The organism is Streptomyces sp. NPDC059567 (genome assembly GCF_042735655.1).
Classification (GTDB): Bacteria; Actinomycetota; Actinomycetes; order Streptomycetales; family Streptomycetaceae; genus Streptomyces.
In genome coordinates this window covers 77,374-91,323 of record NZ_JBHWBS010000007.1, presented here as the reverse complement: position 1 = coordinate 91,323, position 13,950 = coordinate 77,374, and the positions used below count along the sequence as shown (strand labels likewise).

Sequence of the window (13,950 nt, the reverse complement as noted above, 5' to 3'; positions counted from 1 at the left end):
CGCGGACTGTCGCTCGGCTGACCCTCAGCCGCCGCGCTTCCGCTCCTCCTCGTCATCGACGATCTCGGCGTCCACGACCTCGTCCTCCTCGGCCTTGGCCTCGCCCTGCGGGGCGTCGCCACCGGCCGCCTGGGCGGCCTGCGCGTCGGCGTACATGGCCTGGCCGAGCTTCTGGGAGACGGCCGCGACCTTCTCGGTGGCCGTACGGATCTCCTCCGTGCCGTCGCCCTCGCCGGACGCGCCCTTGAGCTTCTCCTTCAGCTCGGCGACAGCGGCCTCGACCTCGGCCTTGACCTCACCGGGGACCTTGTCCTCGTTGTCCTTGAGGAACCTCTCCGTCTGATAGACGAGCTGCTCGCCCTGGTTGCGGGACTCGGCGGCCTCACGACGACGGTGGTCCTCGTCCGCGTATTTCTCGGCCTCCTGGCGCATCCGGTCGACCTCGTCCTTCGGCAACGAGGAGCCACCGGTGACGGTCATCTTCTGCTCCTTGCCCGTGCCCAGGTCCTTCGCGGTCACGTGCATGATGCCGTTGGCGTCGATGTCGAACGCGACCTCGATCTGCGGGACGCCGCGCGGGGCCGGCGGCAGACCGGTCAGCTCGAACATGCCGAGCTTCTTGTTGTACGCCGCGATCTCGCGCTCACCCTGGAACACCTGGATCTGCACCGACGGCTGGTTGTCCTCCGCCGTCGTGAAGACCTCCGAACGCTTCGTCGGGATCGTGGTGTTGCGCTCGATGAGCTTGGTCATGATGCCGCCCTTGGTCTCGATACCAAGCGACAGCGGGGTCACGTCGAGGAGCAGGACGTCCTTGACCTCACCCCTCAGCACACCGGCCTGCAGGGCGGCGCCGATGGCGACGACCTCGTCCGGGTTCACACCCTTGTGCGGGTCCTTCCCCGTCAACTCCCGCACCAGCTCCGTGACCGCGGGCATCCGGGTGGAACCGCCCACCAGGATCACATGGTCGACGTCGGACACCTCGACCCTGGCGTCCTCGACCGCCTGATGGAACGGCGTCTTGCAGCGCTCGAGGAGGTCGGCGGTCAGCTGCTGGAACTCGGCCCGGGTGAGCTTCTCCTCCAGGTGCAGCGGCCCCTCGGCGGAAGCACTCACGTACGGCAGGTTGATCGACGTCTCGGTCGCCGCCGACAGCTCGATCTTCGCCTTCTCCGCCGCCTCGCGGAGACGCTGGAGAGCCATCTTGTCCTTGGCCAGGTCCACGCCGTACGCGTTCTTGAACCGCTTCACCAGATGGTCGACGACGCGCTGGTCCCAGTCGTCACCACCGAGGTGGGTGTCACCGTTGGTGGCCTTCACCTCGACCAGGCCCTCGCCGATCTCCAGGAGCGACACGTCGAAGGTGCCGCCACCGAGGTCGAAGACGAGGATCGTCTGGTCGCTCTCCTTGTCGAGGCCGTAGGCCAGCGCGGCGGACGTCGGCTCGTTGATGATGCGCAGGACGTTGAGACCCGCGATCTCACCGGCCTCCTTCGTCGCCGTGCGCTGGCTGTCGTTGAAGTACGCGGGCACGGTCACTACGGCGTCCGTGACGTCCTCGCCCAGATACGCCTCCGCGTCCCGCTTCAGTTTCTGCAGCACCCGCGCCGAGATCTCCTGCGCCGTATAGCGCCTGCCGTCGATCTCACCGCTCTCCGGGAAGCGCCACTTCGCGTCTCCGACGTGACGCTTGATCGACCGGGCGGTGCGCTCCACGTTGGTCACGGCCTGCCGTTTGGCGACCTCGCCGACCAGCACCTCGCCGTTCTTCGCGAAGGCGACGACGGACGGCGTGGTCCGCGCGCCCTCGGTGTTCGTGACGACCGCGGGCTCGCCGCCCTCCAGGACGGACACGACGGAGTTCGTCGTTCCGAGGTCGATACCGACTGCGCGTGACATGGCCCTCTCCTCCACCCGTCCCCGTCTGGCAGCTACCCACAAGCGGCCCGATCATGGAAGGAGATGTGTCGTGACGGGCGGCGGTGAGGCGTGATGGCTCGGGTGACGGTCGAAGGCACCGACATCGTCGTCCGGCTGTCCCTGCGCGAGAAGCTGGCCGCACGCCGCAGGCGGCTCCGCGTCCCGCTGACCGCGCTGCGCGAGGTGCGTGTCGAGCCGGACTGGTGGCGGGCCCTTCGGGGGCTGCGCGGCCGGGGGCTCTGGATCCCCGACCGCTTGTGCGTGGGAACCCGGGTCCTGCCCGACGGGGAGGACTTCGCCGTGGTGGTGCCAGGCAGGCCGGTGGTCTGCGTCGAGCTGCGCCGCGGCGCGGCGTACGGCCGCCTGGCCGTCTCCGACCCCGATCCGGAGCGAGCCGTACGAGAACTCCGGCCGTACGTCCCCACGGACTGGCTGAGCTGACGACGGGGCGGTCTCGGGCAGGGCGCCCCGGGCCACCCGGTTTGCCGTGGTGGCCGACGGGCACCCGTGAGGCGCGGGGCGACGGCGGGGAGAGTGCGCGTCGCCACCACGCTCCGCATACGAACGGACACGTCTGGCTCGTCGGCCGCGACGGCCTCGCACCCACGCCCCTGGCCGATGAGCGGCGCCGAGCTGTCTCGGTGGATACCGGCCCCGGGGAGGCGGCGGAAGGGATCCCGGCGGTCGTGGACGCCGCGCGCAACCACCAGGTGGCCACGCTGTTGCTCACCCCGGAGGCCGCCGACGCGGGCCGCCAGGTCTGGGATCGGCCCGGGCGTCGACGAGGTGGCCGTGCAGCGGGGCGAGGCCCGTGCGATGGGGGTGCCCCGGCCCGAGCAGGCGCGGGCGGACGACGCGGTGCTGCGAGCGGCCGCGGCGGCCGACTGCGACGTGCTCGTGGTACCCGAGGGGACACGCGGCCCGGCCGGCGGGCTGGGGGCGGTACTCCGCTGGAGTATCTGACCCGGCGTCGTCGGGCCGGAGCGCGACGCTTCGACGCGGCGCGCCGGTGCTTCGGTGTCAGTCGCTGTGCCGGGGCTTCAGCCTGCGGTGACGTTCTCCGCCTGGGGTCCCTTCGGGCCCTGGACGACGTCGAACTCGACCTTCTGTCCCTCCTGGAGTTCGCGGTATCCGGTGCTGGCGATGGCCGAGTAGTGGACGAAGACGTCCGGGCCACCACCGTCCTGGGCTATGAAGCCGAAGCCCTTCTCCGCGTTGAACCACTTCACTGTTCCGGTTGCCATGGCGATCTCCTTGGCGAATGGGGACACCTCCATCGTCCCTCGGAGCGGCCGGGAAGTCCCGGCGGGTAGCGTGGGCGCATGGAACTCATCGGAGAGATCACCCCCGACCGCCCCCTGCTCGTCCTTGCCGTCAAGGAGGAGGCGCAGTTCCTCGACACGGATCTGCCGATCCTGCTGACCGGTATGGGCAAGGTGAACGCGGCGACCTCGCTGGCGACCGTCCTGGGCCGGGGCCCGCGCCCCTCCGCCGTCATCAATCTCGGGACCGCGGGGGCGCTTCGTCCGGGGTGGACCGGCACGCACGTCGTCGGCACGGTGATCCAGCACGATCTCGACGGCGAGCTGCTCGCGACGCTGACCGGTGAGACCTACGGGGAGCCGCTGGCCCTGCCGGACGGCGGTGAGGCAACCCTCGCGACCGGCGACGCCTTCATCTCCGCCGAGGCAGCCCGGGCCAGGCTGGCCGAGCGGGCGACGCTGGTCGACATGGAGGGCTACGCCCTGGCGGTCGCCGCGGGCCTGGCCGGGGTGCCGATCCGGATCGTCAAGCACGTGAGCGACGAGGCGGGCGACGGCGCGGCCAGGACCTGGCGGGAGTCGGTCGCGGACTGTGCCCGGGCGCTCGCGGAGTGGGCCGAGGCCCACACTCCGTACCGCTCCTGAGGGTCCGGGGTCAGCCGGCCGCCGGGCCGAAGCGGCGTCGGTACGCGGACGGGGAGAGCCCCGTCTCGCGGTTCATCAGGGCCCGCAGATTGGCCGCCGTACCCAGGCCGCTGCTGCGGGCGACGACGTCGAAGCGGGACTCGCCGCGCTCGATCAGGCGGCAGGCCAGCGCCACCCGCTCGCCGGTGAGCCAGGCCAGCGGGGTCGTACCGAGCTGGGCACGGAACCTGCGGTGCAGCGTCGCCGGGCTGACGGCCGCGCGGGCGGCGAGGCCGGCGACGGTCAGCGGGGAACCGAGGCGTTCCTGGGCCCAGGCGAGCAGCGGGGCGAGTGACTCGTCGGGCATGTCGGGGACCGGACGCTCGACGAACTGCCGCTGTCCGCCGTCACGGTGGGCCGCGAAGACGAGCCGGCGGCTGACCGAGTTGGCGACCTCCGCGCCGTGGTCGCGGCGGACAACGTAAAGTCCGAGGTCGAGTGCGGCGGCGCTGCCGGCAGCGGTGAGGATGTCGCCGTCGTCGACGAAGAGGACGTCCGGTTCGAGGCGTACGGAGGGGAATCGGGCGCGGAAGGAGTCCGCCCACTGCCAGTGGGCGGTGGCGCGCCGGTCGTCGAGGACTCCGGCCTCGGCGAGGGTGAAGGCGCCGCTGCAGAAGCCGATGAGGCGTGCGCCGCGGGCGTGGGCGCGCCGGATCGCGTCGAGCACTGCGGGGCGGCGCGGGACCTCGACGTCGGGGCGGTTGGGGACGATCAGGGTGTCCGCGGTGTCGGCCGCATCGAGCCCGGCGACGCCCGTGAGGGTGAAGAAGCCGTCCCTCATGAGGGTGCGGGGCTCGGGCGAGCAGAGGCGGAAGTCGTACAGATCGCGACCGAGTTCGGGGCGGCGCAGACCGAAGACCTCGGTGGCGCAGCCCAGCTCGAAGGGGTTGGAGTTGGCGTCGACGATCACGACGACGCGGTGCGGCGACGCGTGCGAGGATCCTTGCGGCATATGCTCTTTCTAGCACTCACACCAGGCGGCGGTCAGGGCGCAGGATGGCCGTATGAGCCAGAAGACCTCTGTGAACAGTGACCCCGTCGCCCTCTCGGCGGCGCTCGCCTCGTTCGAGGACCTGTGGAGTCCGCGCATCGTGACGCAGGTGAACGACTACGACGTGCGCGTGGCGAAGGTGGCGGGCGAGCATGTGTGGCATGCGCACGACGACACCGACGAGTTCTTCCTCGTGATCGAGGGCGAGCTGCACATCTCGCTGCGCGAGGAGGGGGTGGAGCGCACGGTGACGCTGCCGCGCGGCTCGGTCTTCACCGTCCCCCGAGGCGTCGAGCACCGCCCGTACGCCCCGTCCGGCGCGTCGATCCTGCTCTTCGAACCCACGGGCACGCTGTCGGTCGGCGACCGCCACGACGAGATCCCGGACCACGTCGACGCGACGACGGGCCACGCGCTCGGCGGCTGAGCCGTCAGTCCGACGAGGCGCCCCGGCGGCGCATCGCACCCCACCGCATGGGCGGACAAACGTTCTTGACAGCCCGGAAGGTCGCCTGCCTAAGCTGAAGCGTTCCCTTCCGAATGTGTGGAGGCACCTGTGCGGACACCGACTGCGACGCCCCGTGGTGGCGTGCGGGCCGGTGCGCGGTTGTGCTGCCGGCGGCATGTCGACTTCTGCCGTACGTCCTCCGCCATCTGTCCTTCCGCACACGTCTGATCACCTCCTCGCCCCGGTCGCGTCCTCGACGCGCCCGGCGGTTTCACGTGTGCCTTCGGAAGGACCCCCATGCCCCATCCAGCCCTGCGTCTCGCCGTGGAGATCGACGGCGACGGTGCTCATCCGGCCGCCTGGCGGCGGGCCGCCCACACACCCGGTGAGTTGCTGAGCCCGCGCCGGCTCGCGCGGGTCGCGGCCGTAGCCGAGAACGCCGGATTCACCTTCGTCACCCTGGACGACAGCCTCCTCCCGCCCGGCTCCGGCACCGACCCGGTGGGACGCGTCGGCGCGGTGGAGCGCGCCGCGTTCATCGCCGCGTCGACCGGTGTGCTCGGCATCGCCCCGGCCGTCGCCACCACCTACGCCGAGCCGTTCCACGTCTCCTCGCAGCTCGCCTCCCTCGATCACGTCTCCACCGGTCGCGCCGCGTGGCTGGTGACCACCGAGGAGAGCGCCGAGGCCGCCCGCGCCTGGGGGCGGCCTCGGGTGGGGGGTGCCGAGGCCCTCGCGCGGGAGGCCCATGACGCGCTCCGCGTGGTGCGCGACCTGTGGGACTCCTGGGAGGACGACGCCGTCATCCGGTCCGTTGCCACGAGCCGCTATCTCGACCGGGACCGTCTGCACTACATCGACTTCACGGGCGAGACGTACGCGGTCAAGGGCCCAGCGATCGTGCCGCGACCGCCCCAGGGCCGGCCGGTGGTGATCGCCCGCACCGGTCTCGTACCGCCCGAGCTGATCGACATCGCCCTGGCCGACGGCGCCACCCCGGCCCAGGTGGGGGAGGCCGCGGCCGCCGCCGGCGCGCCGCTCGCGTTCGCCGAGGTCGAGGTGGCCCTGGACACCCCGCGGGAGTCGGCCCGGGAGCGGATCGCGGATCTGGAGCGCCACGCGCCCTGGGGGCCGCCCTCGCCGGACGACGGGAACCGGCTGCGCTACACCGGTTCCGCGTCCGGACTCGTCGCGCTCCTGGAAGAGTTGGGCCGTCACGTCGACGGAGTGCGGCTGCATCCGCTCGTCCTCGACGAGGATCTGGCCGTGCTGTCCCGTCTGGTCCTCCCGGAGCTCTTCGTCCGCCGGATCGCCGTCCGCCCGCTGCCGGGCGCCACGCTCCGCACCGCGCTGGGCCTCCCCCGCCCCGCGAGCCGTTTCGCCGAGGAGGCCGCACGATGACCCGCACCGACCTCTCCGATGTGCCGCGCCCGGACGCCCGGTTGCACCTCGGCGTGTTCTTCCAGGGGGTCAACCACTGGACGATCTGGTCCGATCCCGCGAGCGGTTCGCAGATCGACCCGGACTCGTTCCGCAGGGTGGCGCAGACCGCCGAACGCGGCCTCTTCGACGCCTTCTTCCTCGGCGACGGGCTGCGGCTGCGCGAGGTGGACGGCCGCATCCACGATCTCGACGTCGCCGGACGCCCCGACTCGATCACCCAGCTCTCCGCGCTCGCCGCGGTGACGCACCGGATCGGTCTGGTGAGCACCTCGAACACCACGTTCAACGAGCCGGGCGACCTCGCACGGCGCCTCTCGGGGCTCGATCTCCTCTCGCGGGGCCGGGCCGGCTGGAACATCGTCACGACCGACAACGCCTGGACCGGCGCCAACTTCCGGCGCGGCGGATTCCTCGACCACGCCGACCGCTACCGGCGCGCCGAGGAGTTCCTGACCACCGCCCGGGCGATCTGGGACGGCTGGGCCGACGGTGCGATCGCCGACACCGTCGACGCCCGGTCCTGGTCGGTGCCCGGCGCGGTGAACCGGGTGCGCCACCGAGGGGCGCAGTTCGACCTCGACCTCGCCCCCACACTGCCGCGCAGCGCACAGGGCCATCCGGTGATCTTCCAGGCGGGCGACTCCGCGGACGGCCGCGACTTCGCCGCCCGGCACGCGGACGTCATCTTCTCCGCCCACGGTACGGAGTTCGACGACGCGCTCGCCTTCGCCGAGGACATCCGGCGCCGGCTGCGGGCGGCGGGGCGGCCCGAGGACGATCTGCGGATCCTGCCGGGTACGGAGATCATCATCGGGGCCACCGAGAAGGAGGCGGAGGAGAAGGCGCGCTGGGTACGGCTCGAACAGGTCACGCCCGCCGCCGCGTTGGGCATCGCCGGTCTGCTGTGGGGCATCGATCTTTCGGGGCGCGACGCCGACGGACCGCTGCCCGCCGAGGACCCGGTGGTCGTGGAGAACACGGGCGCGTTCGGCGCGCGCAGGATCGCCGATCCGCGGGCCGTGGTGGCCGAGTGGCGGGCGAAGGCGGAGGCCAACGGCTGGTCCCTGCGCGAGACGGTCATCGAGTTGGGGCCGCAGCGCGGGCATGTGGGCACGCCCGCCGGTCTCGCCGAGAAGTTCGTTCGCTTCGCGCGGCACGGCGCGATCGACGGCTTCAACATCTCGCCGTATCTGATTCCCGACGGGCTCGACGACGTCGTGGACCTGCTCGTGCCGGAGCTCCAGGAACGAGGGGCGTACCGGAGCGCCTACACCGGTACGACACTGAGGGAGCATCTCGGCCTGCGCGAGGCCCGCCGGGCGCACGACCCGGAGGACTAGAGAGCGCGGGGGGGGGGGGGGGCCCCCCCCCCCCCCCCCCCTACACACAAAATCGCCGCCCGAGAACACAGGTGCGAGAGTGGCCCCCGCCCCGCATCGATCGTCGACGTCAGCCGAGCGGCAGATCGAGGATGGACGGGTCGCCCTCCGGTGAGCCGATCACGGTCTGCGTCCAGGCGACGGAGGCGTCTCCGTACAACGGGTCCTTGCTGTCGATGACGAGCATCAGCCGGTGTCCGGCCGCGATGTCGTACGCGGCGGCCTGCAAGGGCCACTCCACCGCGGTCTCCTGATCGGGCGTCAGTCCGTACAGGTTGAAGGGCTCGTGCGTGATGATCCGGGCCGTGTCGTCGGGTGCGACGTCGAAGAGATGGGCGAAGAGGCTCGCGGAGCGGGCCGTGCTGCGGGCGGTCAGGCGCAGCCGCGGGATGCCGCGGACGCGCCGGCCTTCGGTCAGCGGCTCCGTCGTCCAGACCACGGCGTGGGCGCGGTCGATCTTCCGGGAGTCGTAGATCCTGGGGTTGCCGGCCCATTCCTCCTGGCCGGTCTTCATGAGCGCTTCCATCGCCGTGGCCTCGGTGTCCACGCCGGCGACGAACGCGCGCTCCCAGCCGGTCGCCTCGCCCGCGACGAGCCTGCCGTCGGCCCCCTGTCCCCCGCCGCCCGTCAGGCCGAACCGCTCGATGCTCGTCGTGACGTCGGACCAGTCGGCGCGCTGTTCGCGCTTCGCCTTCTCGACGATGGTGTTCCTGCCGGTCGGCTCCCCGGTCACCGGGTCCAGCTCCGGTTCGGTGACATAGGTGAACATGACCTGGTTGCAGACCTGGTCCCAGTCGTCCACCCCGTTCGCGGCGCCCTTCAGATGGCGGTCGAGCCAGTCGTACGCCTCGGCCAGCGGTTCACTCTCGGCGACCGGGCGGACGAGCCCGGCGCCTTCGGGTGCGGCGTGGTCGCCGATCCACATGTTGAGGCGCTTGGGCACCTCCAGCTGGTTGAAGGTCGTCAGGACCTCGTTGACCGGGAACAGGCCCTCGTGCCAGGTGTTTGGAGAAGAAGGTCGGCGTGCCGTGGTCGTTGGTCAGGCCGACGTACGACTCGGGTGCGCGGACGTTCCCCCAGGTGACCACCGCGTCCATGTTCCGGTCGGCCTGGAAGTCCGCGAGGATGCGCCGGTTCTCCTCGTCGAACTTGTCCTCCACGGGGCCTCCGGTGAGCCTCAGAAGCGCCTCGACGGCCTTGACGTGCCGGGTGTGGTGGTCGTACAGGCTGGTGCCGAGGTTGCCCCAGGTGCTCAGCGCCACGACGGCGTCGACCCGCTCGTCGTGGGCGGCGACGAGCTGGCTGATGCCGGAGCCGTACGACTCCCCGAAGAAGCCGATGGCGCTGGGCGCGAGATGGTCGACGGCGTAGTCGATGACGGTGGAGCCGTCGGCCCAGTCGTACGGGCCTCCGACGTCGATGAAGCCCTCGGAGGTGGAGGGCAGGAGGGGGAGGCCGAGCCCGCGGGGTGTGTAGGCGAGGACGTGGTAGCCCCTCCGCGCCAGGGTGAGGTAAGCCCACATGAAGAGGGGCCAGCCGAACGGATGCCAGCCGGCCGGCACCACGACGAGCGGGTGGGGGCCGGGCGCGAGCTGCTTGAGGGTGAAGGCGGAGAGCTTGTGGCCGTCCGACGTCTCGATCCGGGGGTAGGCGGGAACGGCGAGGCCCAGCACCTGCCGGACGGTCTCGCTCAGGTCGCCCGGGAGCGTTCCGTCGCCGCCGCGGTTCTGGAGGGCGACGGTGAGGGTCCGACCGAGCCGTACGGCGACGGGATGGACCGTCCCGTCCGCGGCCCACACCCCGTCTTCGGAGAGCTGGGCGATCTCCGCGGCGGTGATTCCATGGTCGTCGGAGCCGAAGTCGTCGAGCGAGCTGAAGGGATTCTCCTGGGGCACGTGCACCCGTTCCTCTCGTCTGAACTGCTGATCGTCCGCTGACCGTCCGCTCCGCGGACGGCCGGCCCAGCCAAACGCATTGCGGACAGAGCCACCAGAGAGCGCATGAACAGCGCGCGAGGCACCGAACCCGGGCATGAGCGACACCGAATGCCCGGAAGTCCACGTTTGGGACGGGGCGGCCCCGGGGCGCCCGGCCGCTCCCGGCACCCTCCCCCGTGCGGTCGGCCGAAGGCGAGACCATCCTGGAGGGGTGGGCCCCGCCCTGGAGCCGCCCCGCGGTCCGGGTGGAGTTCTTGTGCGCCCCCGATGCGGACGCGAGCGCCGGGTCGCCTTCCGAGCAGGATGCCCACCGGATGCGGTGCCTGTGGCGCGAGTCGCGTACGGGGCGGGTGCCGCCGGTTCGAGGGAGGCGGGACGGATGAACGGGTCCGGGTCGGGTACGGGCGGCAAGGCGCGGTTCGACGACATCTACGACCAGCCCGACCCACGGGCGTACTTCCGGCGCCTCGCGCCGCTGGAGTACGAGATACCCCAGCAGGCCCAGGGCGCCTTCCGGCGCGCGGCGGCCGAGCGGGGCGGCGGGACGGTGCTCGACCTGTGCTGCTCGTACGGGATCAACGCCGCGCTCATGAACCACGACGTCACCATGGCCGAGCTGTACGCGCGCTACACCGATCCGGCGGCCGGCGGTCTGACCTCCGCCGAACTGGCCGTACAGGACAAGGAGTTCTACGCCGCCCGGCGCCGCTCTGACGCCGCGCCGGTCATCGGGCTGGATGTGGCGGGGCACGCGCTGCGGTACGCGCGCGAGGTCGGGCTCCTCGACGACGCCTTCGCGGAGAACCTGGAGGAGGGCGCGCCACCGAGCCCCCGACTGCGGGCGGCGATGGCCGGCGTCGGTCTGATCACGCTGACCGGCGGCGGCAGCTATCTCACCCGGCGCACCTTCGCCGCGCTCCTCGAATGGTCCGGGCGGCCGCTGCGGGTGAGCGCGTTCGTCCTGCGTACGGTCTCGTACCGGCCGATCGCCGAGTGTCTGGCGACCTATGGCCTGCGGACCTTCGCCGATCCGGCACGGACGTATCCGCAGCGGCTGTTCACCGACGCCGGTGAGCAGCGCTTCGCCGTCGAGGCGGTCCGCGCGCTGGGCGCGGATCCGGCGGGACGGGAGTCGGAGGGCCGGTTCCACACGGTGCTGTACGAGTCGGTGCCGGACGCGGTCTAGGCGGCCGGGGTCGGCGCCTCTAGGGGCGCCGTACGACGAGGACCGCGGCCACGTCGTCGTCGAGGCCGCCCGAGCCGTAGTCGGACAGGTCCTCGTGGAGGAGGGCGGGCAGGCGTTCGCCCGGCTCCGCCACCCACCGGGACATCCGCTCCTGGAGGGGGTAGAAGGTGCCGGCGCGGTCGCGGGTCTCGCTGACTCCGTCGGTGAACAGCAGCAGCCGGTCCCCCGGCCCGAAGGGGACCTCCTCCACCCGGTGGTGGGCGGGGAGCAGGACGGCCAGGTTGACCGGCAGGGACGGGTCGGTGAAGTCGACGGGCCGTACGCGGGTGCCGTGCTGGAGCAGCGGGGCGGGATGGCCGCAGCTGAGGAGGCGTGCGACGTTCCCCTCGTCGGGGATCTCGACGAGGACGACGGTGGCGAAGCGTTCGGCCGCGTCGGAGTCGGGGTCCCAGGCGCCGTAGCGGCTGAGGCCCTCCTCCAGCCGGTCGGCGAGGGCGGACAGGTCCGGGGTGTCGTAGACGGCCGCGCGGAAGGAGCCGAGCAGCACGGAGGCGGTCTCGACCGCGCCGAGACCCTTGCCCTGGACGTCGCCGAGCATCAGCCGCACGGCGCCGGACACGTGGACGGCCTCGTAGAAGTCGCCGCCGATCCGGGCCTTGGCGGCGGCGGCGACGTACAGCAGGTGGAGGTCGACGGGGCCGAGCCGGGGCGGGAGCGGGCGGAGCACCACCCGTTGCACGACGTCGGCGATGGCGGTGACCTCGCGCAGGTTCCGCTCGTAGCGCAGCCGGGCCCGGCTCACCCAGACGGCGACCGCGGTCACTGCCGCCAGAGCCAGTTCGTTGGCCACGATGACGGGGTAAAACGGCTCACCGCTGTCCGCCGCGAGCACCCCGCCGACCACCATGGCGAGCAGCCCGATCAGGGCGGTGCCCCGGACGCTCCAGGTGACGGCGGCGAGGGCGGGCGCGGCGGCCAGGAGCCGGTCGTAGCGTTCCGCGTCGGCGGTGAGGCTGTCGGCCAGCACCGTCAGGATCATGACCAGGACCGGGAGCGCCCGGCCGATGTTGATCTGCGTACGCGGCCGGGAGAGGGAGCGGTCGCGGTGATCGCCTGAGGGCATTTCGTGATCGTACGCAGTGAGTGCGGTGGGGGCCGGACGCCGGTACCGGGCGTGTCCGCGACGGGACCGGCGCGGGCACCAGGGTGTCCCCCACGTGGCCCGGCGCCCGCGGCAGGTGTCCGCGGCCGGTCAGGGCCGGGGCACGGGTCGGGGAAGCTCCGGCTCCTTCGCGGGCGCGGCGCGGCCGGGCAGTCCGAGCGCGGCCGCCGCGCCGAGCGCCGCGACGGCGGTCAGGACCAGGAACGTGGTCTCCATCGCGGGCACGAAGCCGGCGTTCGCGTCGAGTGTCAGCAGCAGGGTCGCGGTGGCGACGCCCAGCGCCGGGCCGATGTTCATGGCGGTCTGCTGGAGTCCGCCGGCGACGCCGGCCTCGGCGACGGGCGCCCGGTGTACGACGACGGCGGTGGCGGTGGCCATGACCGTGCCGAACCCGGCGCCCACCAGGGCGAAGCAGGCACCGGTCGGCAGCGCTGTCGCCGACGCGTCGAGCCGGGAGAGCAGCAGCACGCCGAGGGCGAGCAGGGCTCCCCCGCCGGCCGTCGTAGGGCGTGGGCCGAATCGGCGTTGCAGCAGGGCCGCGACGGGAGCGCCGACCACCATCATGACGGCGAGGGGCAGCACCCACAGGCCGGTCGCCAGTGGGTCGAGTCCGCGGACGTCCTGGAGGAAGTACGTCGCGACGAAGAGCGAGCCGAAGAGCGCGGCCGACGCGGTCAGGAGCGTGACGAGGCCCGCGACGACGGGCCGGGACCGCAGGAGGGCCGGCGGCACGAGCGGACGGGCGGTGCGCCGCTCGTGCCGGGCGAAGGCCGCTCCGGCCACGACGGCGACACCGAGGGCGAGCGTGGTCATCGAGGTCCAGCCGGACTCCGGCGCCGCCACCAGCACCTGGACCAGACAACCCAGGGTGACGGCGAGCAGGACGGCGCCGGGCAGGTCGAGCGCGGCGAGGGAGCCGCCGCGCGGGCGCGGCGGGGGGTGAGCGGACGCGCGGGCGTCGGCTGGGCGTTCGCCCGGTACGGGAGCCGCGACCGGGCCGGGGGCAGCGACCGGGCCGAGGGCACGTACCGCCCCGACGGCCGCCGTCGGGGCGGGGACCGCGAGGGCGAGCAGGCCGATCACGACGGCCGGGATCGCGGTGAGGACGAAGACGGACCGCCAGCCGTTGCCGCTGACCAGCGCACCGCCGATGAGCGGCCCCGCCGCGGCGGCGAGACCGATCGCGCTGGTGCGCAGGGCGACCGGCATGGCCAGCCGGTCGGGCGGGAACGCGGCGCGCAGCATCCCCAGCGTGGCCGGTTGCAGAAGCGCCCCGCACACGCCCTGGAGCACGCGGAGGCCGATCACCCAGCCGATCCCGGGGGCGAGCGCGATGCCCGCCGACGCGGCGGCGAATCCGAGCGTTCCGAGGGCGAAGAGCCGCCGGTGGCCGTAGCGGTCGCGGGGGGGGGGCCCCCCACCAAAAAAACAACCCCCCCCCCGCCCCGGTAGCGAGGGGGTGGGCATTACAACGGGGGGGCTGCGCCCCGCGGGGGGCGGGGGGGGGGGGCGGGGGGGGGGGGGGGGGCGGGCTG

At 72.7% G+C, this 13,950-nt stretch carries 12 protein-coding genes and 1 pseudogene; 6 read left to right on the top strand and 7 right to left on the bottom strand.

Annotated elements, in window-relative coordinates; genetic code table 11:
* Positions 1-24: 24 nt before the first annotated feature.
* Entirely contained in the window at positions 25-1,902 is a 1,878-nt protein-coding gene (gene dnaK, locus ACFVZW_RS06010) for a molecular chaperone DnaK (protein WP_384517327.1), read from the bottom strand.
* A 93-nt stretch (positions 1,903-1,995) separates the two neighbouring features.
* Here dnaK and ACFVZW_RS06005 point away from each other — a divergent pair, with 93 nt between their 5' ends.
* The gene (locus tag ACFVZW_RS06005) at positions 1,996-2,364 is read left to right on the top strand and encodes a hypothetical protein (protein ID WP_384517325.1); all 369 of its coding nucleotides are present in this window, start codon (positions 1,996-1,998) and stop codon (positions 2,362-2,364) included.
* 599 nt (positions 2,365-2,963) lie between these two features.
* Here ACFVZW_RS06005 and ACFVZW_RS06000 read toward each other — a convergent pair.
* Positions 2,964-3,167 (bottom strand): cold-shock protein, encoded by a 204-nt coding sequence (locus ACFVZW_RS06000; RefSeq protein ID WP_329112575.1) that lies wholly within the window; start codon positions 3,165-3,167, stop codon positions 2,964-2,966.
* Between the two features lie 78 nt (positions 3,168-3,245).
* Between ACFVZW_RS06000 and ACFVZW_RS05995 the strand changes: the two genes are divergently transcribed.
* Complete coding sequence (locus tag ACFVZW_RS05995; RefSeq protein WP_384517322.1) at positions 3,246-3,830, top strand: nucleosidase; 585 nt, start codon at positions 3,246-3,248, stop codon at positions 3,828-3,830.
* 10 nt (positions 3,831-3,840) lie between these two features.
* On the opposite strand, the gene ACFVZW_RS05990 is transcribed toward ACFVZW_RS05995, so the two are convergent.
* Complete coding sequence (locus ACFVZW_RS05990) at positions 3,841-4,821, bottom strand: helix-turn-helix domain-containing protein (protein ID WP_384517319.1); 981 nt, start codon at positions 4,819-4,821, stop codon at positions 3,841-3,843.
* A 52-nt stretch (positions 4,822-4,873) separates the two neighbouring features.
* Here ACFVZW_RS05990 and ACFVZW_RS05985 point away from each other — a divergent pair, with 52 nt between their 5' ends.
* The 3 genes from ACFVZW_RS05985 to ACFVZW_RS05975 all read left to right on the top strand — a co-directional run bounded on the left by ACFVZW_RS05985 (position 4,874) and on the right by ACFVZW_RS05975 (position 8,091).
* Positions 4,874-5,287, top strand: a complete 414-nt coding sequence (locus ACFVZW_RS05985; RefSeq protein WP_383563190.1) for a cupin domain-containing protein — start codon at positions 4,874-4,876, stop codon at positions 5,285-5,287.
* Between the two features lie 318 nt (positions 5,288-5,605).
* Positions 5,606-6,709 carry an LLM class flavin-dependent oxidoreductase gene (locus tag ACFVZW_RS05980; RefSeq protein ID WP_384517315.1) on the top strand — a complete coding sequence of 368 codons (1,104 nt, stop codon included), beginning with the start codon at positions 5,606-5,608 and terminating at the stop codon, positions 6,707-6,709.
* Positions 6,706-8,091 (top strand): NtaA/DmoA family FMN-dependent monooxygenase, encoded by a 1,386-nt coding sequence (locus tag ACFVZW_RS05975; RefSeq protein WP_384517312.1) that lies wholly within the window; start codon positions 6,706-6,708, stop codon positions 8,089-8,091. Before ACFVZW_RS05980 ends, ACFVZW_RS05975 begins: the two co-directional genes overlap by 4 nt.
* Before the next feature lie 109 nt (positions 8,092-8,200).
* Here the strand turns inward: ACFVZW_RS05975 and ACFVZW_RS05970 are convergent, their stop codons facing one another.
* Positions 8,201-9,073 carry a CocE/NonD family hydrolase C-terminal non-catalytic domain-containing protein gene (locus tag ACFVZW_RS05970; RefSeq protein ID WP_384517310.1) on the bottom strand — a complete coding sequence of 291 codons (873 nt, stop codon included), beginning with the start codon at positions 9,071-9,073 and terminating at the stop codon, positions 8,201-8,203.
* Positions 8,991-10,025, bottom strand: a complete 1,035-nt coding sequence (locus ACFVZW_RS05965; protein WP_384517307.1) for an alpha/beta hydrolase — start codon at positions 10,023-10,025, stop codon at positions 8,991-8,993. The genes ACFVZW_RS05970 and ACFVZW_RS05965 overlap by 83 nt, the downstream gene beginning before the upstream one ends.
* Positions 10,026-10,446: 421 nt before the next feature.
* Between ACFVZW_RS05965 and ACFVZW_RS05960 the strand changes: the two genes are divergently transcribed.
* Entirely contained in the window at positions 10,447-11,253 is an 807-nt protein-coding gene (locus tag ACFVZW_RS05960) for a hypothetical protein (RefSeq protein ID WP_384517304.1), read from the top strand.
* Positions 11,254-11,272: 19 nt separating this feature from the next.
* Here ACFVZW_RS05960 and ACFVZW_RS05955 read toward each other — a convergent pair whose 3' ends face one another.
* Both ACFVZW_RS05955 and ACFVZW_RS05950 read right to left on the bottom strand, forming a co-directional pair.
* Entirely contained in the window at positions 11,273-12,376 is a 1,104-nt protein-coding gene (locus ACFVZW_RS05955; RefSeq protein ID WP_384517301.1) for a PP2C family protein-serine/threonine phosphatase, read from the bottom strand.
* A 129-nt stretch (positions 12,377-12,505) separates the two neighbouring features.
* Positions 12,506-13,907: pseudogene (locus ACFVZW_RS05950) on the bottom strand (MFS transporter); the annotation flags it as partial.
* Positions 13,908-13,950 lie beyond the last annotated feature (43 nt).